The organism is Ornithinibacillus liuyingii (assembly GCF_055550225.1).
The window spans coordinates 108,830-130,017 of record NZ_JBPWOS010000010.1; the positions used below are offsets into that span (position 1 = coordinate 108,830).

17 protein-coding genes and 1 riboswitch are annotated in these 21,188 nt (G+C 37.3%); of the genes, 2 read left to right on the forward strand and 15 right to left on the reverse strand.

Going from position 1 to position 21,188, the window contains the following annotated elements; all coding sequences use genetic code 11:
- Positions 1–49: 49 nt before the first annotated feature.
- The 6 genes from ACSKT4_RS14450 to ACSKT4_RS14475 all read right to left on the reverse strand — a co-directional run bounded on the left by ACSKT4_RS14450 (position 50) and on the right by ACSKT4_RS14475 (position 8,467).
- Entirely contained in the window at positions 50–757 is a 708-nt protein-coding gene (locus ACSKT4_RS14450; protein WP_246521588.1) for an ECF transporter S component, read from the reverse strand.
- Positions 727–2,415, reverse strand: a complete 1,689-nt coding sequence (locus ACSKT4_RS14455) for an ABC transporter ATP-binding protein (protein WP_186869476.1) — start codon at positions 2,413–2,415, stop codon at positions 727–729. The genes ACSKT4_RS14450 and ACSKT4_RS14455 overlap by 31 nt, the downstream gene beginning before the upstream one ends.
- Positions 2,397–3,275 (reverse strand): energy-coupling factor transporter transmembrane component T, encoded by an 879-nt coding sequence (locus tag ACSKT4_RS14460; protein WP_186869475.1) that lies wholly within the window; start codon positions 3,273–3,275, stop codon positions 2,397–2,399. Before ACSKT4_RS14460 ends, ACSKT4_RS14455 begins: the two co-directional genes overlap by 19 nt.
- A gap of 99 nt (positions 3,276–3,374) precedes the next feature.
- The gene (locus ACSKT4_RS14465) at positions 3,375–4,223 is read right to left on the reverse strand and encodes a DUF4430 domain-containing protein (protein WP_186869474.1); all 849 of its coding nucleotides are present in this window, start codon (positions 4,221–4,223) and stop codon (positions 3,375–3,377) included.
- A gap of 13 nt (positions 4,224–4,236) precedes the next feature.
- The gene (locus ACSKT4_RS14470; protein ID WP_186869473.1) at positions 4,237–6,288 is read right to left on the reverse strand and encodes a DUF4430 domain-containing protein; all 2,052 of its coding nucleotides are present in this window, start codon (positions 6,286–6,288) and stop codon (positions 4,237–4,239) included.
- Positions 6,289–6,428: 140 nt separating this feature from the next.
- A riboswitch (cobalamin riboswitch) is annotated at positions 6,429–6,623 on the reverse strand.
- Positions 6,624–6,691: 68 nt separating this feature from the next.
- Positions 6,692–8,467: an ABC transporter substrate-binding protein gene (locus ACSKT4_RS14475; protein WP_186869472.1), complete on the reverse strand. Its 1,776-nt coding sequence runs from the start codon at positions 8,465–8,467 to the stop codon at positions 6,692–6,694.
- 108 nt (positions 8,468–8,575) lie between these two features.
- Here ACSKT4_RS14475 and ACSKT4_RS14480 point away from each other — a divergent pair, with 108 nt between their 5' ends.
- Positions 8,576–9,472 carry a DMT family transporter gene (locus ACSKT4_RS14480; protein ID WP_186869471.1) on the forward strand — a complete coding sequence of 299 codons (897 nt, stop codon included), beginning with the start codon at positions 8,576–8,578 and terminating at the stop codon, positions 9,470–9,472.
- A 147-nt stretch (positions 9,473–9,619) separates the two neighbouring features.
- Here ACSKT4_RS14480 and ACSKT4_RS14485 read toward each other — a convergent pair whose 3' ends face one another.
- From ACSKT4_RS14485 to ACSKT4_RS14520, 8 genes are all read right to left on the reverse strand, one after another.
- On the reverse strand, positions 9,620–10,621 hold the full coding sequence (locus ACSKT4_RS14485) for an LTA glycolipid anchor biosynthesis glycosyltransferase, IagA/BgsA family (protein WP_186869470.1): 1,002 nt from the start codon (positions 10,619–10,621) through the stop codon (positions 9,620–9,622).
- Between the two features lie 32 nt (positions 10,622–10,653).
- A complete protein-coding gene (locus tag ACSKT4_RS14490; protein ID WP_186869469.1) occupies positions 10,654–11,244 on the reverse strand; it encodes a TVP38/TMEM64 family protein in 591 nt (196 codons plus the stop codon).
- Between the two features lie 19 nt (positions 11,245–11,263).
- A complete protein-coding gene (locus ACSKT4_RS14495) occupies positions 11,264–12,448 on the reverse strand; it encodes a glycosyltransferase family 4 protein (RefSeq protein WP_186869468.1) in 1,185 nt (394 codons plus the stop codon).
- A gap of 329 nt (positions 12,449–12,777) precedes the next feature.
- Positions 12,778–13,716, reverse strand: coding sequence for a nucleoside hydrolase (locus ACSKT4_RS14500; protein WP_186869467.1), 939 nt, complete (start codon positions 13,714–13,716; stop codon positions 12,778–12,780).
- A gap of 11 nt (positions 13,717–13,727) precedes the next feature.
- Entirely contained in the window at positions 13,728–14,666 is a 939-nt protein-coding gene (locus ACSKT4_RS14505; RefSeq protein ID WP_186869466.1) for a nucleoside hydrolase, read from the reverse strand.
- Between the two features lie 274 nt (positions 14,667–14,940).
- Positions 14,941–15,489 carry a cupin domain-containing protein gene (locus ACSKT4_RS14510; RefSeq protein WP_186869465.1) on the reverse strand — a complete coding sequence of 183 codons (549 nt, stop codon included), beginning with the start codon at positions 15,487–15,489 and terminating at the stop codon, positions 14,941–14,943.
- Positions 15,490–15,590: 101 nt separating this feature from the next.
- Complete coding sequence (locus ACSKT4_RS14515) at positions 15,591–16,265, reverse strand: HAD family hydrolase (RefSeq protein ID WP_186869464.1); 675 nt, start codon at positions 16,263–16,265, stop codon at positions 15,591–15,593.
- Positions 16,262–16,759: an NUDIX hydrolase gene (locus ACSKT4_RS14520; protein ID WP_186869463.1), complete on the reverse strand. Its 498-nt coding sequence runs from the start codon at positions 16,757–16,759 to the stop codon at positions 16,262–16,264. Before ACSKT4_RS14520 ends, ACSKT4_RS14515 begins: the two co-directional genes overlap by 4 nt.
- Positions 16,760–17,221: 462 nt before the next feature.
- On the opposite strand from ACSKT4_RS14520, the gene ACSKT4_RS14525 reads away from it, so the two are divergent.
- Positions 17,222–17,920 carry a hypothetical protein gene (locus ACSKT4_RS14525; RefSeq protein ID WP_186869462.1) on the forward strand — a complete coding sequence of 233 codons (699 nt, stop codon included), beginning with the start codon at positions 17,222–17,224 and terminating at the stop codon, positions 17,918–17,920.
- Between the two features lie 96 nt (positions 17,921–18,016).
- Here ACSKT4_RS14525 and ileS read toward each other — a convergent pair whose 3' ends face one another.
- A complete protein-coding gene (ileS, locus tag ACSKT4_RS14530; protein WP_436262596.1) occupies positions 18,017–21,091 on the reverse strand; it encodes an isoleucine--tRNA ligase in 3,075 nt (1,024 codons plus the stop codon).
- Positions 21,092–21,188 lie beyond the last annotated feature (97 nt).

The following is a 21,188-nucleotide window of genomic DNA, read 5'->3' on the forward strand; positions in this document are numbered from 1 at the left end:
GCCCTATTTACTTGGAAAAGAGTAGGAATCTATTATAATAATTGCGTTATCAGGAGCTATTACCAGTACCTTTCTCAAGTAACCCGTATTTTCTCTTAAATCGAAATAGTACCTTCACCCATCTAGTGCTGAGAATAGCTATTAATAAGGTATTCGATATAGCATGGGCTAAATCGTGGGAAAAGCTAGATATATAGATACCCATAATAAACTCTAAGGAGAAATTTTGAAGATTGTTAATAACGATCCATAAATTCATTAACCAACCAAAGAGAAAGCCCCAAAGGAATCCGAATATAGATTGAATCCAAACTTTACCCATCCAACCTAAATCCCTCAACACTCCTGCGCTGAAGCCCATGATTCCCCAAGAAAACATTTGCCATGGAGTCCAGGGACCCTGCCCTAAAAACAGATTAGAGACAATAGCCGCAACCGCCCCCACCAAAAAACCCGATTCAGCCCCGAAGACTAAACCTGCTGTAATAATCACAAATGAAGTTGGTTGGACGCTTGGTAATCCTGCGAAAGGTACACGGGAAATAGCCGCTATAGCTGATAACATGGCCAATATAACGATCTCTCTAGTCCTGACCTGTCTCATTTCAAAACGATTAAAGAAAAAAAATAAAACAATTACAATAATAATCAAACTAAAAATTAAGTAATGTTGACGCGAAAAAATCATATTTGAAATAACAAATATGATAAACAACAGAAATACCTTTAAGAGGTGCGAAGTTTGCTTTCTTTCCATATAGATATAGCCTCCTCCAATGTTAATACCTCTGGAACTGAAGTATTCTGCGTTACGCGGTTCATGGTTGTTGTATAAAAGTAATTGCCTTTAAAGAGTTCTTCTGGCACCGCATCGATTGTAATGTTACCATTAAACATCATAGCGCTCTTCGTAGTATGATGAACGGCGAATTCAATATCATGTGTCACCATGACTATAGTCAACCCTTCCTGATGTATTCGTTTTAGGGTGGATGCTAATTGCCTTTTTGAAATTGGGTCTAAGCCTTTAGTCGGTTCATCAATCAATAGAATATCTGGATTTTTCAGCAACATACAAGCAAGTGCAGCCTTCTGAATTTCTCCTCCCGAACAGTCATTAGGGTGCCTATCCCTTAAGTACTCAATCCCAAATAGTTGTAATTGTTCTTCTATACGTTCGGCTGCTTGGGCAGGATCAAGTAACTGAACAGACTGACGCATCTCTTGTTCAATAGAATCATGAATAAAGTAAGTCAACGGATTCTGAGGTAAATAGGCAATTTTGCTATATATCGCTTTTTTTACTTTCTTCGTCATTCGCTTTCCAAAGACTTTTACCTTTCCACGTTGCGGTTCTAAGAGTCCTAAACATATCCTCAATAACGTAGTCTTACCTGAACCGTTTCCCCCAACAACTCCATAAAATTCACCTTGATTAATCTTTAATGCAAGATTCTGTAGTGCCATTGGCGAATCCTTATCATACTGGTAGTATATATCGTTTAATTCAATAATTGGCTTTAAGTCATGCATAACCAATTGATTTCGAAATTGATTATCGTGGTTAGAAAACTCTATATCCTTTGATGAAATCCATGTCTTACAATCCTTTACATTTAACGGAATACTTCCTACCTCAACTAAACTTTCGGTTTCTAAATAAAACCGTGAAACTGCTGGAAGATAGGAAAGAAAATGTTTATCTTTATCCTGGAATACTGAATATATCACTTCTCTACTTGAACCATTATAGCTAATATTACCGCCATCCAACATGACAACCCGGTCAGCCAAGTCAAACAATTCTTCCAGTCGATGCTCCACCAATAAAATTGTCATGCCCAGTTCCGAATTTACTCTTTCTAATATTCGTAATAAGTCTTTTGCCATAATTGGGTCTAGCTGTGAGATCGGTTCATCCAAAAGTAGGACTTTCGGTTTCAAAAGTAATACAGAAAGGAGATTTAAAATTTGTTTTTGCCCTCCAGATAATTCGGAAGTTTTTTTATGTAAAAGATGCTCATATCCAAATGTATACACTATTTCTGCTACTCGTTTTCGCATTTCTAAATTAGAGTAACCTAAGTTTTCTAGGCCAAATACCATTTCCTGTAATACATCGTCCATTACAATTTGATTCTCTGGGTTTTGAAATATAAACCCAATCTCCTCAACCGACACTCTGTCATCCCAATCATGGATTGTTCTCCCCGCATATAATATTTCTCCAGAAACATCACCATATGGAGCGAGTTCCTTTTTTAATAAACGAAGAAGTGTAGATTTTCCACACCCCGTTGGGCCACATATGACAACAAATTCGCCCTCTTGAATAGTAACTGTTAAACGGTTAAGGACCAACTCACTCGTGTCAGGGTATTGAAATGATAAATCTTTTATATTGAAAATTTCCATTTGAGTTTTTCTCTCCCTTCCACAATCAACGGAAATGAAACAAGAATTATCAAACATAGTAACAAAATCCAATCGATAGTAAATAAATGTGAAGGACCTAGCTCAGGATAAATGATTAGTTTTCCATACCCTAAAGAACCTCCACTAATACAGATTGCCAATAATAGAAATAGTACAATCAGCCAATACCAATCTCGTTTTAGCATCCTGTAAGGAATATAAGAAGTTTTTTCCCCCAAGCCATATCCTCTAGCTTTCATGGAATCCGCTGTTTGAACCGCCTCTTCTAACGACCATGTTAATAAAAGTTGGATCCTCAACATCCCTATTTTGATTCGCTCTTTCAAACTTCCACTTGTCATATTTAAACCTCGAGTTTGGTGCACCTCACTAATTTCCTCTAACCTCCTCTTTAATAATGGAACGAACCGAATAGAGACCGTTATTAAAAAAGCAGTCCGAGGGAGAATCCTTGAGAAGATATATAAAAAGCGATTTCCATTTAAAATGATATTAAAAGAAACAAACATTACTAAGATATTCACAATAAATAATGCCAGCGTTATACCATAAATAGCTGCTTCAATGGTTACTTGTTTCCCACGAAAGTAAAACAAGATATTAGTCCCACGTGAAACTAAAAAGGGATTTAGTATGATAATCATTAAGCTCATCAGAATCAGAACAGGAATCCATTTTCGTAGTGCTTTTCCATGATCATGGGAAAGATTAACAAAGACTAGTAATAGGCATATAACTATTAGGAATATTGGGTGGTTAAAATACATGATTAAGAAACCAACAAATAGGTAATAGCAAAACTGGACATAAGGATGGTAACTGCGAAACCCATTTCCCACTATATCAACACTTCCATTTCCACTTATAATAGTTGTACATTACATACCTGTGAAGAAAGTCGACCTGTTTATACCACTCAAACAGGTCGACTTTTATACTCATCTTCGGAATGGTTTCAGGTCTGCACCTAAATCTTCACCTAAATTGGTCGTATATAACCATTCGACACGATCACCAGGAAGTAACGGAACAACCCCAGCTCCACGATCAGGAAAAACCCCATTTACCCGATACATCCAACCGCTTCCTGATCCTCGGTCAAACTCGTAAACATTATCAATGCCTTCCACGTATGCAGTAGCTCCTTGTCCCCCACGATAATCCATTTGAATGCTTTTTTCTCTTGTTATTCTAATTAGTGCTTGTAATACTGTATCCCCATCCATTACTTCCATTTCTGTAGGTGGTAATGGGACTTCCGTTTCAGAGATTACAATAGAATAAACGATTGTATCTATTGGTGGTGGATTCGATTTTGAACTATCTTCTGTTTTTTCTTTCTCATCATTAGATTTGCTTTCACGATTCGAATTACTCTGTTTCCCAGATTTACTTTTATGTTCATTAGTTGTAGAGTTTTTCTGCTGACTTTTTTCATCAGACGAAGACTTAGATTCACTGACTTTTGTATTTCCACCTGATACGGTAGGCTTATTATCTTCATTGAACTGTTTATTCTTTGTATCTTCATTCTCTTTATCTAGTATTTCTACTTTCGAGTTATCATCCACTTCCCCGTTAGTTTCATCAGGTATTATGTTATCTGCTGACTTTATTTCCACTTGCTCGGGTGCTTCTAACTGGCTTTGTTCTTCTTGTTCTAATACTTTATCCTGGCTTGCCTCTTCTTTTGTCTGAAGCATTTGAAGCGTTGAATCACATCCTGCAAGAGTTAGGCCAGTAAGCATTAAAAACGTAATTAAAAGGCGGTTTAACCAGTTTGGCATTACATCATCCTCCTCAACGATATCTCATTGGTTGTCTATTTAAGTAAAATAGAACTAATCCTCCTATAATCATTAGAAGCATACCTACTAGCATATAGTTATAGAAATTACTAGCTGTGTTTGGAAGTTCTTTTCCCTTTGGAGTTTGTGTATTATCTGACTTTTTCTCTTTATGTAGCATATCCTGCTTATTATCTGTGTCATCCTTATTATTGGATGGTGGATTCTTCGAAAATTCTTCCTCGTTATTCAAATCATCTCGCGGGGGTTCATTATCATCTGTTTTTTCTTCTTTATCCTCTGGTAATTCTTTCTCATCGGTCCCTTCTTCCTGTTCACCCGGTGGATCATCCACATTATCAATTACATCACTAAAGTGGTACAGACTTCCTTCTCCCCTCAGGAATAGTTTGTATGCAACCAATGCTTGCATTGCCTGTTCTGTACTCATAGGATCTGAATAGTCATAGTCCATAGTGTGTTTAAAACCACCATCAGTATTTTGGAATTCGAATAGATGGGTGATTAAATTATTTCCATTCTTTGTAAATGGCTCACTTGTAGGATCAATACCATAAGCAGTTAAACCAATAATAACTTGGGCTGCGGCTTCACTAGTAATCCCACCTACAAAATCCCCACCATCGAAGCCTCCATCTTCCGTTTGGACATTTGATAGCCATTGAACCGCTCTATCAAGGGCGCTCGATACTGCCGGTTGGTCTTTATAGGGACTTAAACCTATTAACGCCATTCCTGTTATATCTACACTCGGGGTACTAAAGTCACTATTTAATGACCAACTACCATCTTCATTTTGGGTACGTATTAATTCTTCTATTAGTCTCTGCCTCGTCCACTTTGCATCCTCAGGGACAGAAAACCCTTGAGTATCTAAAGCAATTAAGGCAAATATAGGGCCATTATTGCCTTGGAAGGTCATCGTATCATAACCACCACGGCGCTCAGGGCTATTATATATCAATTCGATTAAGTCTAAGCCTTCTATATCACGGGGGTCTATGCCAACAGCCACCGCAGCCATCACTAGTCTTTCAATATCTGTAATCTTAATACGACCATTCTCTAAACCTCTGATTACTTGGTCCTGAATATTTTGATAAAAAATAGTAAGGTAATCACTTGGAATCTCTTTTCCAGCTTTGGCCAGCCCAATTGCTTCCCATTCACTATTTACACCATTTTGGATGATATGGTTACTAGCTTTTTCTATAGCATCCTGGATTACCACTAGAGCGCTATCTAGTTCACCTCTATCACCCTTATCCGCCTCCACTAAATGTGGAGCAACTTGTTTATCATCATATGTAATGGTCAAGGATAACGAAGAGGTATAGCCTTGCTTATCTCTAACCTCAATAGTTATTATGTTTTGACCTTTTAGTAATGTAGCAGAGTAGTGATTACCTTCCTCCGCTACAATTACTGTATCATTCACTTTTACAGTGGGGATTAGAGCTGTTCCAAAATAACTAACCGCCTCTACAGCAAAGGACAGTTTGCTATCGTAAACCGTAGAACCATCCTTTAGGTTGTCTATATGAATAGTAGGATCCAAATGATCACGGAATGGGTGTAGATCAGCACCTATATCATTTCCTAAATCTGTTGTATAAAGCCATTCAACAACATCACCTGGAACTAGCGGAATAACTCCTGCACCTCGGTTTGGAAAGACACCATTTACTCGATACATCCAGCCACTACCGGGACCTCGGTCAAACTCATAAATGTCATCTATACCTTCTACATAGGCCGTCGCCCCTGTCCCACGGTACGATAATGTAATATCATTTTCCTCTGTAGCATTAATTAAAGCATCTAAAACCATATCCCCTTCTTCAATTTTTATTTCTGAGAACGGTAAAGGTACTTCCTCTTCTGAAACAACAATGGTAAGTTGTACGCTATTCTGTGCTTCATTATGAGGTTTGATGTCTTTTTGATCACTTGCAGCTTGTACATAGGATGCATTGATGAATAATGGGCTTAATAACATGATTAATATAATTAAATAGTTTACTAGTTTATGATGTTTGACCATCCAAAAATCCCCTTTTTATTTATTAGCTTTCACAATGTCCAATAAAAAAACATCTCTACCTAGAAGAGATGTTATGTAAACGCTACCAAAACACAATAAAGTATATTGTTCGTCACATGCCTCCCTATCCTCGTAGGTTGTGTGATATAAAAAAACAGGCAGGTCTCCTGACTCATGTTCATCATCTTCTATCTCCTTCCCATCAAAATGACAGTGGATTGTGATAAAAGACTCCCAATTACAGTGGCGGGACCGTGCCGGATTCTAACCGAACTTCCCTTTTAATGATTCGATCTAAAAAAGTCGTCAAATCAACCTGTTTTTTCTATTAAATTACTTTCAATTTAATCTATCTCTTTGATTCCGTCAAGCTTTTATTGAATATTCTTACTCATACACCAATTTAGTTCGATCCATATTCCTTCCTAAAGAACAAGTCTTTAAATGGTACTAATCCAATAATACTTAGTGAAATTCCCATCAAGTTTTCATGGTATAAAGCCTTTTGGTATGTTGAATATAAAGGCATAACAATATGATTTTCTATTAGTTTGTTTTCTAATTGGTTCATTATCTGAATCCTTCTGTTCGATGACACTTCCTGAACCAACTCTTTATAAATGCCCTGCGTAATTCTACTATTCTCTCTGTCTAATAGATTATGTAAAATACTCATTTCTGAATGAAATAAATTTAATAACGCAACCTCTTCAACATCTTCCGCAACATATTCCGATAATACTATGTCTGCCTCTTTAGCCTCTTCATAGAAATTAGAGTATGGAACGACTCGCAATTCCAAATGAATCCCTTGTTTGTTACATTCACTCTTTATCCATTTAATATCCTCTTCGTTTGGTTTAAGATTATAGGTCATTAATATTAAAGTATCCATATAATCTATATCCAATGACATATTATATAGCTTATCGTTATTTGGACGATTCTGATGAAAAACTCTTACCGGTTCATATCTTGGATAGCCTAGAGCCTCTATCATTCTCTTTTTATTTAAAAGTACCCCCAGCTTTTCTCGTAACAAATGATTGGACCTTATCTTATCCTTCCGCATATTCCACATGAGATACTTGATGGATAAATGCCCCCTTTCCACATTCTTATACCCCCTATCTGTATTTGTATTCCAAGTAAATGGGATATAGAAAAGTGGCTCTTCCTCAATCTCTTTTATATTCATGAACTTCTCGACTGATGGCATAACATGAATAAATATTTCATCAATATGAGCCCTCTCTTTAAAATAGCTTTGATGTACCGAAAGTGAGAGAAGATTCGTATTGTGAGACTTCACCTTGTACGGACCTGTTCCAATTGGTTCTCGAGAGAATTCTTCTACCGTTTGTTCCGCAAACCCCATTGGAACAATAGATGCTTTTGGTGAACATAACATAAATGGCCAATTTACAATCGGAATAGCAAAGTGAAATTGAATGGCATGTGAACCAATACTATTCATCTTTTCTAAATATGCGACTATCCATTTTGCTGGCGTATCCTTAAGTCTTTCGAAGGTGAATTTTACATCCTCAGCATCTAACATCTTACCATTATGGAACGGAATTCCTTTTCTAAGGTAAAATGTCCATACCTTCCCGCTCTCATCCCGTTCCCAATAATAGGCAATACTCGGTTCTACTTTGTCCGTATCTTTATTAAACGTAACTAAGGTATCAAATAGTTGTTGTACCATATGTATTTCCGTTTGTCGCTCTACTTGTGATGGATCTAAAGAATGAAATGACCGAAAATACGGAATATGTAAACACTCCTCACCCTCTTGTTGAGTTATATCTTTCCTCATGCCAAACAATTCCTTTAGTATAGTATCCAACACGTGTTGATGATTACGTAGTATATCATGCCGTTCTAAATATGTGATTAAGCCATTAAAATCTGTATCCCTTGAGGATGCTTCCATATACGTCAGCATATCTGTAATAGATTTCGTAAAGGTAATAACGGTTGGGTTTCCTCTTCCTTTCCCACGCACTCGAGTAATCCATTCTTTCTCTTCCATACGATTTAAAATATGAATAACATTTCGCTCGGTACATTGGAGGATATTGCTTATCTCATTTCTGGTCAGCTTAATAGGTTTATTTGCATTGCTGTTCGAACATTGAACAAATAAATGGATGTAATAATAAAGTAATTGCATTAGACCCTCCACTAAAAGGTGAAATATATACTAACAACTTACACTTTTTCTTCCCCTTTAATCAACTACAATGAAAGGTATATTCAAAACATGGGAGGGAGCAGGAGTATGACTAATACCCAAAAAGGGCATCTATTTAATTTACTATCGGTTTTAACAATGGCAATTGGCCCACTAATTTCTAAATTTGGATTGGCACATATGAGCCCTGCAAAGGCGTCTTTTATCAATGTGGTAACGATTATTGTGGCAAGTGTATTATTTGGTATCATTACGAAACAGCATGTGATGTTTTATTTTGAAAAGGAAATTATCATGTTAGCATTATTCAATTCATTAGGTGTTATCTTTCTTTTTTTAAGCATGAATTTGCTTTCACCAGTGGAGGTTGGTTTTTTAGGCAGGTTTTATACTGTATTCGCTATCCTTCTATCTATATTTTTATTACAGGAAAAAATCTCCTTGCGGGAATCTATCTTTATGACCCTAGCAATTCTCGGGGGCTTTCTTTTTGTCGATAAAGGAGATAACACAACTAACCTACCTGGTGTTATCTTTGCGCTTCTTTATACTTTTTTCTTTGCGTTAACCAATATTTATATTAAGAAATCGATGTCAAAGGAAAAGAGCTCCAATTCTATTCTTTTCACCAATAATTGTATAACATTGGTCTTTGTCATGATTTATGTGACTTTTTCAGGAGAGCTTACTACGAACTGGGGGAATGTTAAAGGGGTTAGCTTTATTATATTATCCTCTTTCCTAACGGGTTTTCTGGGGACTATTTTATTATATCAAGCACTCAAATATTTACGATTTTCAATTGCTAACGTAATGAGAGCATTCAGTCCTGTATTACTTGCTATTATCTCTTTTCCATTCTTCCCGATTGAAATAACGATTTGGAAGATTGTTGGGGTTATTCTATTAATAGGATCAATCTTCATGTTAACGATAAAGAAAATTACTAATAAAACTACTAAGCCACTAAAAAATGGTGACTAACCATCCGGTCACCATTTAGTTTAGCTTGGTAAGTTAATTTGCTATTTTAGAGGATTTGCCACCTTTTTTAATTTTAACTACTTAAGGGGTGGGCTCTCCTTTTTAGCTGTATATCCAGGGTAAATGGACAGGGCTTTTCTCCATAAATTATTCCAGTTCATAAATACTCAATAGCTTTTGCGCAACAACTTTTATATCACGCTCTAAAGCCATGTTATAGCCCTTCTCTGTTAAATCTGGTAGTTGCCCTTCCAGAATTTGAGTTATTAATTCCTCAAACTCATCTATGCTTTTTCCCTTATAAACCGTTTCCCGGTCCTTAAACATATTTTTATATATCGGAATGTCCCGAACTAAGATTGGAATTTTAGCTGCCAACGCTTCTAATAATACGATGCCTTCTGTCTCCTCATGGGTAAGGAACAGAAATAAATCACTACCACAATAGGCGTCCCGTACTTCTTCTCTTGTCACATAGCCAGGAAAGTGTAAGTTTGGTAGCTGCATTTTTATGGCTTCTTTTATCGTATTTGGAATCAGGTTTAAATTCGTATAACCAAACCAATAAAACTGATAGTTAGGCATTCTTTCTGCTAGCTTAACAAAATCTAATATTCCTTTACGTTCAATATAATGACCAACAGAAATGACGACCTTATCCGTATCTGGTATTTGATATTTATCGCGGAATCTCCTACGCGCTTCGTCATTTCTCTTGAAAAAGTCGGTGTCTATTCCGTTTGACAGACTAACAATCGGGCGTTTTAATCCATAACCCTCTAGTAGCTCTTTCGAATACTCTGTTGGCGTAATTATCAAATCTCCGCTGTTATAACAATAGGTAATCCATTTCTTAAACAATGGAGCTATAAGATTTGATCCACGAAAAGAATTACGAAAGTCCTCCATAGTCGAGTGTGCATAGTAAATCACTTTTTTCCCTTTTCGTTTTGCCCGTTTACTTTTCAGTAAGGAATCAGGAAATATGGTATTCAGATGTATAATGGAATACTCTTCCTTACTATTCATCGTGAATGGGACACCTGCTAGCTTCAATGCTTGCTGCTGGTGACGAACTGCTTGTCCTACGCCACTTTTCTCTACTAGCTTAAGTGACCCTGCATATAGTAATACCTTATTCTGTTTCATTTGCATGGTGTAAAAGTTTCCCTTCAATTCTGTTAAATTAATATCGATAGTTTTCGCATTATAAAATCTAACCCAAACGTATACATCGCTATTGCAAAAGGTTTCCCTAATAAGATAATGATGGTAAAATGTCGTAACTTCATCTTGGTTGTCCCCGCCAAATAACATAAGAAATCATCAGGAGCTAACGGGAGAAAAATAGCAATGGCGAAATACTTGGTGAAATTTTTATGCTCGGTCACGTTCGAATACTTTTCTTGCATTTTTTTGCTAAACAACACTTTAATAACGCTCTGTCCATATTGCTTAGCTATTAAGAAAGCGATAATAGATCCTAAGCAAATACTAACATAGTTATAAACAAATCCCATTGTCGTCCCAAAGAGGAGTACCCCTGCAAGTAAGCCTAATCCTCCTGGGATTACTGGGATAATAACTTGAATTGCCTGAAATATAATAAATACTAACGGAGCCCATATTCCAAATTGACTCACAAAGTCCACTAAAGCATGCTCCGAGTAAAAAATATCTGTCTTCAATCCATAGATTAAGAAAGCGATTGCTGCTATCGTAAAGATGATTGTAAGTATGTTAATCAATTTCCGCATTCTAGGTTTTTTCATTTTCGTACCTCAGCTTATTCTACTTTATTGATACTGACACTTCTTCAGCGTGTAAATAGTTTTGTATAGTATGTTCATATAGTCTCTCTAATGTCTCAGCAAAATTCACCGAGGAATATTTTCGAATCGCACCTTCCTTAGCATGTAAGCTTAATTTCCTGTATAAATCTTTGTCACGTAACATAGAATTCAAGATCTCTTGAAATTGTGCAAATGAGTCATATTGCCATCCATTCTTGCCATCTTCAATCACATCTTCTAAACATGCATCTCTCCTACATAATGCTGGAAGACCATTCGCTAATGCCTCAATATAGGTTAATCCTTGTGTTTCCGAATTTGAAGCACTGACAAATACATCCCCTAATTGGTAATAAGATGCAACTTTCTCTGGGGGAATCATTCCTACAAAAATGACCTTGTCTGTTATACCTAGCTTAGATGCGATATTCTCTAGTTCACTTCGGTATGGACCGTCCCCTACAATCAATAGGGTTAAATTATCATTTCTCATATTTGACACAAAGGTTAAGATTTCCTCTAGGTTCTTCTCTTTTGCTAATCTACCAACGGAGAGTAACACTTTATTCTCTATCGGTATGTTATGTTTTTCACGTAATCGCTTCTTCTCATCACCTGACAGTTGAAGATTGAACCTTTTCAAATCAATTCCTGTTGGCACTACTTCAATAGGTTGATGTACACCATAACCAGTGAGGATAGAATACACTTTTTTCGTTGGTGCGATAACATACGATGCTTGATTTAGGACTCTTTTCGAGAATAACGCCACCATTCGTTTCCCCCACTTCTGATTAGGCGAAAAGTAGTGGGTATAATCCTCATAGACCGTATGGTAAGTGTGAACAATCGGAATTCTACATTTCTTCGCTATATGTTTTGCGATACGAAACGTACTAAATTCACATTGAGAATGGATAACATCCGGTTTCCATGCCTCCAATTCTTCAATGTATCGATTAACCTTGGAAAAAGTAACCCTTACACCTGGATATATTTTTCCTGCACTAATCGAACGAATATATGTAACATGATCTCTTCTATAAGATCGGTTTCGATCTGATAACGTAAGAATTCTTACTTCATGACCTAATCTATTTAACTCTTTCTCTAAATTAACTATTGACGTAACTACACCATTAATGGTAGGTGCGTACCATTCGGTTGTAATTAATATTTTCATAGTTATCTCCTCTTATTCCCCTATAACTCTTACTTATTTCAGTATACAAGAGTAAACTTGTATGTTTTTTTGAAAAAGTTAGATTTAACATAAATTTTACAGTATCTATATCCATATTTGAACAGATATTTATACACTTTTCTCATCAAAATAAATGATACCCCGGATTATGAGATACCATTTATTTCCTATATTAATACCATACCATAAATTCTTTTCTAATGAACCCATTTTTTTATATCAATATGCAGTTTAAAAGATGGATATAATAAAAAAAACCAAAGATTACAATTCCTAAAAAAGTAATCCTTGGCCTAAATTTCCTTCAATTATCCTTCTAATACCTTTAGTAACGTTTCTTTAAACCCTTCTCTATTTACTACTTCACAAACCCTAACATTTGCCTCTTTACCACTTCGGTTATTAATATCGACCATACTATAGCCCCTCGTGATATTACCAGCTGTCTCTATGTCCACATAATATTCCCCATACTTCGTCATTAGCTCTTCATGCGCAGCAATTGCCACTAATAAGGTATCTGGATGGGTTGTTCCGTTGATTTTATGTACCTCTCGATTAAACTTCAATACAACACGATTAATATCGATAAAGAACTTAGAAAGGTCCGTATTCAGTGTTGCAATTTCTGCATGGTCCTCATCCCCCATAACCGAATACTTTGTACACATATCCCAGCCTACCATTGTAATCGGTACACCAGAATGAAGTACAATCCTAGCCGCTTCTGGGTCCACATAAAAATTATACTCCGCAGCCGCGGTAATATTTCCAAGCGAATTATTTGTTCCGCCCATGATATAGATATGTGGAATATCCTTCACTATAGTTGGATCCTTTTTCATCGCCATCGCAATATTAGTGAGTGGTGCAATGGCTAGTAAGGCTATTTCCCCTGGATTTGCCTTGACAGTTTCAATGATAAAGTCGACGGCATGTTTTTCTTCTGGGCGTTGGGTCGCTTTAGGGAAAAATGAATCTCCCATCCCATCACTACCATGTACATCTTCCACCGTCACATGTCCTTCCTGACTTCCTAAAATTGGTCCTTCATACCCTTTAAAAACAGGAACATGATAATCCGGCTGGAAAACTTGGATCGTGTACAACGCGTTTTCTACCTCTTGATCAAAATCCACATTTCCTCCCGTTATCGTAACCCCTTCCACCTTAAAGTGATGGAGTGCTGTTAAAATAGCAATCGTATCGTCACCTGCTGTATCGGTATCAATAATAACTTTCCTCATCTGTCTCCCTCCTATGCCTGTTTTGCTAAATCTGTGATGTAATCAAAAAATGCATCCCGATCTGCCTCATACACTAATTCAACAGCTCGTCCATTTTCTGATAGCTCTGTTTTACCTTGACTTGGACCATCTGCGTGTACGATACTTTTTACTTCTTTTCTTTTCACTAATACTTCTTTACCAATCGTTGCGGTTGTTAATACATCCCATAGGAAGTAGGTCGAATTCGTCTGGAAATGAACTAGTGGTGGTACGGCTGCATAGCATTGTCCAAGGAAATCTACCCCTAGATGTTTTCTCTCTCTTGCCCAACGGTTTCTGACATCTAATGTTAAAGGAACCATATTGGTACTTTCTAACGCAACCAGATCAATATGGATATTAGAATCCCATACTACCTTCACTGCCTCCGGGTCCCAGAATGCATTCCATTCCGCTGTCCCATCATGCTCTGGCTCTTCAACGTTACCCATTTCAAGGAAGGTTCCACCCATCCAGGCTAGTCTTTCAATTTTTCCTTCAATATCAGGTGCTTCTTCCAACGCGCGAGCTAAATCAGTTAATGGTCCTACAAATACTAGTGTTACTTTTTCTGTACTGTTACGTAATGATTCAATTAAATGCTTATGTGCTGGCAACTTTGATTCTTTCGTTTTCACTGGTAAATACTCATTTAAAATTGGTAAGGCATCTACTACAAAGGCATGCATGCGCCATTCCTTTGGAAAAGGATTCTTACCACGTGAGTTAGAGGCCGCTACCTCAATTTGTTTTCCTTTCCCGAAACGGTCTATTATCTTTCTACTTGCTGAAACAGCAGGTTCTAGGTAACAATCAGCGGGAATTACGCCAACTCCAATTAAATCCACATCTTCCATTTGTAATAATAGGAATAGAGAGACTAAATCGTCTACTCCACCATCATGGTTTAAGTATACTTTTCTTTTCATAGAAGCACTTCCTTTTTTTATGTCATTACTATTATTATAAGCTAGTTCTATTTTTAAGTGTTAGTGTATATATTACTTATCAAAAAATGAAGGGAAAAGGAGTTATTACATATATAATTACTTCATAGCCTGCTCCGGGAAATATACTGTTTACCAAGAAAGCTTGTTACGGTTGCACCTAGGAGCAGGTACACTCAAGCTTCCCTCTCCCACCAAGAGTAGTCTACATATATTTCCGGAGCAGGTGAACATACTTCAGGTACCATGCTTATTTTCAGTCCAGTTCTTCTTCTCCTAATGCAATAGCCTTTGTTTGATGAACGGTTCCGCGTGGATGATGTGGTGGAGCATAAATGGAATATAATTTTAATGGGACATTACCAGTATTGATGACATTATGCCAAGTTCCAGCAGGTATTATGATAGCAGAATCATCTCTTACTTTTTTCTCTATTGTTACGTTATCTCTTCGATTCCCCATTCGAACTACACCCTTTCCTTGTTCAACACGTAGGAATTGATCGGTATTTGGATGAACCTCTAACCCTATATCCTCTCCTACCCCTAAACTCATTAAGGTAACTTGAAGGTGTTCGCCTGTCCAAAGTGCTGTTCGATAGTTTTTATTTTGCGTTGTAGCCGCGTTAATGTCCACGACATAAGGGTTCGGACCATAGTCTCTTAGCGAAACTCTTGCTTTTAATTTTTGGGATTGCCAAGCTCCCCATCTTTCATCGGGCAAGTAGCCATTCGTCTGCATTCTGACATCATAATTTGGCGGTACATAATAGGGTACATAATATGGATATGGGATATAGTACATTTTCTCCCATCCTTTCATAGAATTTCTAAATTATTCTATGCGAGAAACTAGGTAAGTGTACATAAGGCATTTATATGAGGACTTTATAATAAATACTGATTTCATTCGCCATTCCTATTTAACCGTTGCAAAATGGACGGAATCTCTCCCAAATCCTCCATTACAAATTCAGCGTCCTCACAAGTCCGTGCTTCATCTTTCTTCCATACACCTACCATTCCGACATTTTTTGCACCTATTACATCATATTCTGGATGATCACCTACGTATATTGCTTCATGAGGCGATACATTCAATTCGGCTAATGCTTTTTGAAAGATAGCAGGATTGGGCTTCTTTATTCCTTCCCATTCTGAAACAAGGATACAGTCCACATAGCGTTCAATTCCTAGCGACTTAATATTATCCATTTGAAATTTTCCTATACCGTTTGTAATGATCCCAAGTTTTACGGATTCATTTTTTAGCATCTCTAGCATGCTTAATAAATTCGGGAAAGGAACGCAACTTTTGTGAAATTCTTCTTTGTAGTCTTCCAGTAATGCCTGCCAAGAGATATCATCAATCTTAAATTCCTGTGTAAGTTGCTGGTATACTTTATCCTTCCAAACATAACCCTTACAGTCTAACTCTATAAACCTTGTACAATATGTTTCCTTTGCGATACTGCTTATAGGTCCAATTAGCCGTTCATATTGATTGCCTATAAAATGTTTTACCGAAGCATCTCGATTAAGTAGCGTCCCATCTAAATCCAGTAACACTGCTTTTATCATTGCTTCGGCCCCTTAACTTCCCAAGTCTCATAGTGAACGGATTGTAGTCCAAGATGGTTTGTTTCAAGCCACTCGAATGCCTTCCATACTAGTGGGGATGCATTGTCCTGTGAAATTTCTTCCCTACCTACCCAAACAGCTCCTAGAGAATCCTGCCCCTCAAAGCTTTCCGGGATTGAAATCTCCCCACTTATTTTCCTCACTAGATAATAAACAGCTATATGATGAACATCGGTAAACTCCTTCCACTCCCACGGAAGGAAGAAATCAATTACACCAACGCTCCGCTCTATCGCTATATCTATACCTGTTTCCTCTTTAAATTCTCGTACCATCGCCTCGGTCAAACGCTCCCCTTCCTCCAAGCTTCCTCCGGGCAGATCATAGCGATATTTATATGGTCCACCATTTTTGTTTATGACCAAGAGCTTATTATCTTCTACATATATTCCATACACACCAAACGCCCGGTGGTATCTTTTTTCTGCAAACATTTAACTCCTCCTCGTAACCTTTTTATTAACCTGTCTATAATTTAATAAGAATAGGATTGAAGTCATCTAATCGGCTTGAAAGCTGTGAAATACTAATAGAATCAAGGTCAAAGCTAACCATTATAAAGGCAATCGCTTAGTGTATGTAGACATACAACTTCCTCCAGTTGTGTATATGTTAATCGAAAATTGAATCAAATAGCAAATTAATGATGAATATTTCGAACACTCCAGGACTAAAGGTGTTCTCTTTCTTTCCTCTGTTATCTTTTTCTCTGCTTCTTCCTCTTTAAGGTAACTGATAACCTTCCTCTGTTATCTTTTTCTCTGCTTCCTCCTCTTTAAGGTAACTGATGGGATGCTCTATACTACTTTAGAATATTTTCCAAAGACAAGTCCAAGTTATTCCAACTATTTAAAGAGTATCTAACTCATAATGGGGAAAAATAGCTCAAAAAGGATGTGATCTCCCTGAATACGTTCATTTACTTACTAGTTGGACTTGGAAACTTTATTTTATTTCTCTGGGGAATTTCCCTTGCAAGAAAATATGGATTTTTAACTTTCGCCAATGTCATACTTCTTGTTTTACTTGGATTAGTATATGATAACGTCATGATTGCATTGGGGAAATATATTGGAGAAGGACATACTTTGGAAAGCTTAAACCTTCTACGTTATTGGCTACATACCTTCATCACTCCTACCCTTATTTTATTTGCTTGGAATACATATTATCGAACTGGATTACCTACAGCGAAGAAAACCGGGTGGAAGGTCTTAGCGGCAATTTTGACAATCGGATTAATTTTATATGAATCGTTGACCACTTTAGTGGGACTTGAGCTTAGACCAAATTGGAAAAATGGGGTGCTAACGTATGAAGGTTCGGGTAGTGCCTTAATGGTCATTATTATTACAATAGTTATCGGTGTTGTCGGCTTTATTTTATGGAAGAAATTTCACTTTCCATGGCTTTTTATTGGTACGCTTAGTATGGTATTAGGTGGTATTTTAGCTGGGTGGTTACATAGTTTCCCCATAATGAATATACTCGAACTACTATTTATGGCATCTATACTAATGACCAAGCAATTTCAGGACCGGAATCAATTAGCGGAAAACGATTCAGCTGCTAACAAACAAAGAGGCAAACCCTAAAAGCAGAGCGCTTTGGATTTGCCCCTTTCGCTATTTACCGTTTGTCTTCTTAAAACAAACATGTCATACGGTTAATGATTTGTTAAGATAGATTGATTAGGATTGAATATATAATTTAACCTCATACTCCTCCACTTGAAAGCTTCTCATCATTGGTTTATGTTCAAAGTGAACCGCCTTTATAATAAGATTACGTTCTACTAATGGAGCAAATTTCACCAATACTTCTTGTAGCCATGAATCTGTTTGAATATAGAGAACTACACGCAGATCAACAGGGAGATTTAATTCCTTACGATAAGATTGAACTGCCCGAATAAATTCTCTAACCAATCCTTCTTCTTTTAATTCCTTCGTTACGGTTGTTTCTAAAAGAATGATAAAATTAGTTCCTTCACCTAAGGCATATCCGTCTTTAGCGGTTTTCTCTAGTAGAATGTCTTCCTTTGTAAGGTTGACCGGTTCGCCTGATTGTAAAGTTAGCTGCAATTCTCCTCCCTCCACAAACCTTGCCTTTAGTTGATCATCTAGTTTTTCAAGTATATTTTTCACTTCACCTAATGACTTCCCTAGCTTTGGCCCTGCGACAGCAAAATTTAATTTAAGATGAAGCTGTAACAAATCACGAAAATCCTTCCTAAACTCTAGCCCTTTCACATTTACTTCCTCTTTTATAATTGGGGAATAATGGTGTAAATCAGATAATATAGCGTCTGTTGGAATGACAGCCAAATTTGCTAGTGGTTGTTTAGTTTTGATTCCTGTTATATTGCGAGCAGACCTAGTTAATTCGATAATTTCCAATACCGCATTCATATCATTCTCCAATTGTATATCAATTAGGGATTCTTCTGGCTTAGGATAATCGGATACATGCACACTATCATTCACTAAATTCGTATAAATATCTTCTGAAACAAACGGTGTATAAGGTGCCATAAGCTGTGATAATTTCGTTAATACCTCATACAATGTGCTAAATGCAGACCGTTTATCATCTGTCATTCCGCTACTCCAAAAGCGCTGTCTAGAACGCCGTACATACCAATTACTCAATTCATCAATAAATACTGTAATAGACCTTGCACCCCTAGTAATATCATACGCATCTAAGCTCTGAACTACTTCTTTAACCACCGTGTTCAATCGGGATACGATCCATCTATCCAACGTTGTCTGGACACCACCTACATCACGACTTGGGTCAAATTGATCGATTTCCGCATACATCGTATAAAAGGTATAGACATTTAACAATGTATCGATCACTTTTGATTTCGCTTGGCTTACCGTTTTTTTAGAAAATCGCTTATTATTCCAAGGAGAACTATCTGCAAGCAGGGCCCACCGTAACGCATCCGCTCCAAATTCCTGTATTAATTCTGTTGGGTTTAATGCATTCCCCTTACTCTTAGACATCTTTTGTCCGTCTTCATCTAAAATATGCCCTAAGGAAAGAACACGTTTATAAGGGGACTGTCCTGTATACAATGTAGAAACTGCTAATAAGCTATAAAACCAGCCTCTCGTTTGATCCACTCCCTCTATTACGACATCAGCAGGAAATTGCTTGTTAAACATATCTTTTTTTTCAAACGGATAATGATACTGGGCAAATGGCATGGAACCACTATCAAACCATACATCAATGACTTCACTTGTTCGTTCCATCCTTCTGCCGCAGGAGCAGGCTAATTGTACTTTATCAACATAGGGCTTATGCAATTCTAAGTCAGCAGGCACTTCTGCTGCTGAAAGCTTTCTTAATTCCTTAATAGAGCTTGGTGCCTTCTCTTTCCCACAAGTCTTGCAGACCCATACATTTAACGGTGTTCCCCAATACCTATTTCTTCCTATATTCCAATCCACCATATTGTTTAAGAAGTTCCCGAACCTTCCATCCTTCATATGAGAGGGAAACCACTCTACTTCTTGATTATTGGCTTGCATTGCTTCCTTGACTGCTGTTGTCTTGATAAACCAGCCTTCCATTGCGTAGTAAAGCAGTGGACTGTCACATCGCCAGCAGTGGGGATAACTATGTTCATATTTCTGCTTAGCAAATAATCGGTTTTTCTGGGAAAGCATCTTGATAATATCGACATCACAATCTTTGACAAATTTCCCAGCAAGTAAGGAAACCTTTTCCTTATAGCGTCCTTTTGAATCTACTACATTCACATAATCAAAATTATTATCATGAATTACCTTATAATCATCTTCTCCATGGGCAGGATTTAGATGGACAATGCCCGTTCCACTTGAATCTGTAACAAAATCAGCCCCAAGAACTTTATGTCCATTTTTTACGGCGACATAATCAAATGGAGGCTCATAGGAAAGGCCAATTAAGTCTTTACCAGCAACTACTTCCAGAATCTCATAATCCTCCTGAAGCACAGTAGTTACCAAGCTTTCTGCCAGAATATATATTTCCGTCCCCTGTTTTACTCTTACATAATTCATTTTCGGATTAACTGCCAGTGCAACATTACCCGGCAATGTCCACGGAGTCGTTGTCCATCCTAGAAAATATTCATTTGTTTTATCCATTAAGCGAAATTTTGCTGTAACGGATAAATCAGAGACATCCTTATATCCTTGTGCAACTTCATGGGAGCTAAGAGAAGTCTCACAATGGGGACAATACGGAACAACCCGATGCCCTTTATATAAGTAACCTTTTTCATGAATGGTGGACAAAATATTCCAAACGGATTCGATATAGTCATTCGTTAACGTAACATACGGATCATCCATATCCACCCAATAACCTAGGGCTTTTGTGAATTGTTTCCACTCGTTTTCATAGGTAAAGACACTTTCTTTACATTTCTGAATGAAGTTTTCGACACCGTATTCCTCAATTTGATCCTTTCCGCGAATGTTTAACAGCTTTTCTACCTCTAATTCCACTGGTAAACCATGGGTATCCCACCCCGCTTTTCTCAAGACCTGATACCCAGACATCGTCTTGTACCTAGCTACAAAGTCTTTGATCGTTCTTCCAAGCGCATGCCCTGCATGTGGCAAGCCATTCGCAGTCGGCGGCCCTTCATAAAAAACGTAGGTTTCTCTACCCTCTCGGTTAGCTATAGACCGCTGAAACGTACCATCCTCCTCCCATTTTTTACGAACCCTTCCTTCTCTTTCCATACTGGTCTCCTTCAACATCATCACCCCTTTTATATAAAAAAACTCGCCCCCATCTAGTACATAGGGGCGAGTTTATATCTACAATTATCTAATTTTTAACCAAATAAAAAAA

What these genes read in the sequence shown, in the direction of transcription:
- ACSKT4_RS14450 (WP_246521588.1), bottom strand. Translation starts at nt 757, where the DNA reads ATGGAAAGAAAGCAAACTTCGCACCTCTTAAAGGTATTTCTGTTGTTT.
- ACSKT4_RS14455 (WP_186869476.1), bottom strand. Translation starts at nt 2,415, where the DNA reads ATGGAAATTTTCAATATAAAAGATTTATCATTTCAATACCCTGACACG.
- ACSKT4_RS14465 (WP_186869474.1), bottom strand. Translation starts at nt 4,223, where the DNA reads ATGCCAAACTGGTTAAACCGCCTTTTAATTACGTTTTTAATGCTTACT.
- ACSKT4_RS14470 (WP_186869473.1), bottom strand. Translation starts at nt 6,288, where the DNA reads ATGGTCAAACATCATAAACTAGTAAACTATTTAATTATATTAATCATG.
- ACSKT4_RS14475 (WP_186869472.1), bottom strand. Translation starts at nt 8,467, where the DNA reads ATGCAATTACTTTATTATTACATCCATTTATTTGTTCAATGTTCGAAC.
- ACSKT4_RS14480 (WP_186869471.1), top strand. Translation starts at nt 8,576, where the DNA reads ATGACTAATACCCAAAAAGGGCATCTATTTAATTTACTATCGGTTTTA.
- ACSKT4_RS14485 (WP_186869470.1), bottom strand. Translation starts at nt 10,621, where the DNA reads ATGAAACAGAATAAGGTATTACTATATGCAGGGTCACTTAAGCTAGTA.
- ACSKT4_RS14490 (WP_186869469.1), bottom strand. Translation starts at nt 11,244, where the DNA reads ATGAAAAAACCTAGAATGCGGAAATTGATTAACATACTTACAATCATC.
- ACSKT4_RS14495 (WP_186869468.1), bottom strand. Translation starts at nt 12,448, where the DNA reads ATGAAAATATTAATTACAACCGAATGGTACGCACCTACCATTAATGGT.
- ACSKT4_RS14500 (WP_186869467.1), bottom strand. Translation starts at nt 13,716, where the DNA reads ATGAGGAAAGTTATTATTGATACCGATACAGCAGGTGACGATACGATT.
- ACSKT4_RS14505 (WP_186869466.1), bottom strand. Translation starts at nt 14,666, where the DNA reads ATGAAAAGAAAAGTATACTTAAACCATGATGGTGGAGTAGACGATTTA.
- ACSKT4_RS14510 (WP_186869465.1), bottom strand. Translation starts at nt 15,489, where the DNA reads ATGTACTATATCCCATATCCATATTATGTACCCTATTATGTACCGCCA.
- ACSKT4_RS14515 (WP_186869464.1), bottom strand. Translation starts at nt 16,265, where the DNA reads ATGATAAAAGCAGTGTTACTGGATTTAGATGGGACGCTACTTAATCGA.
- ACSKT4_RS14520 (WP_186869463.1), bottom strand. Translation starts at nt 16,759, where the DNA reads ATGTTTGCAGAAAAAAGATACCACCGGGCGTTTGGTGTGTATGGAATA.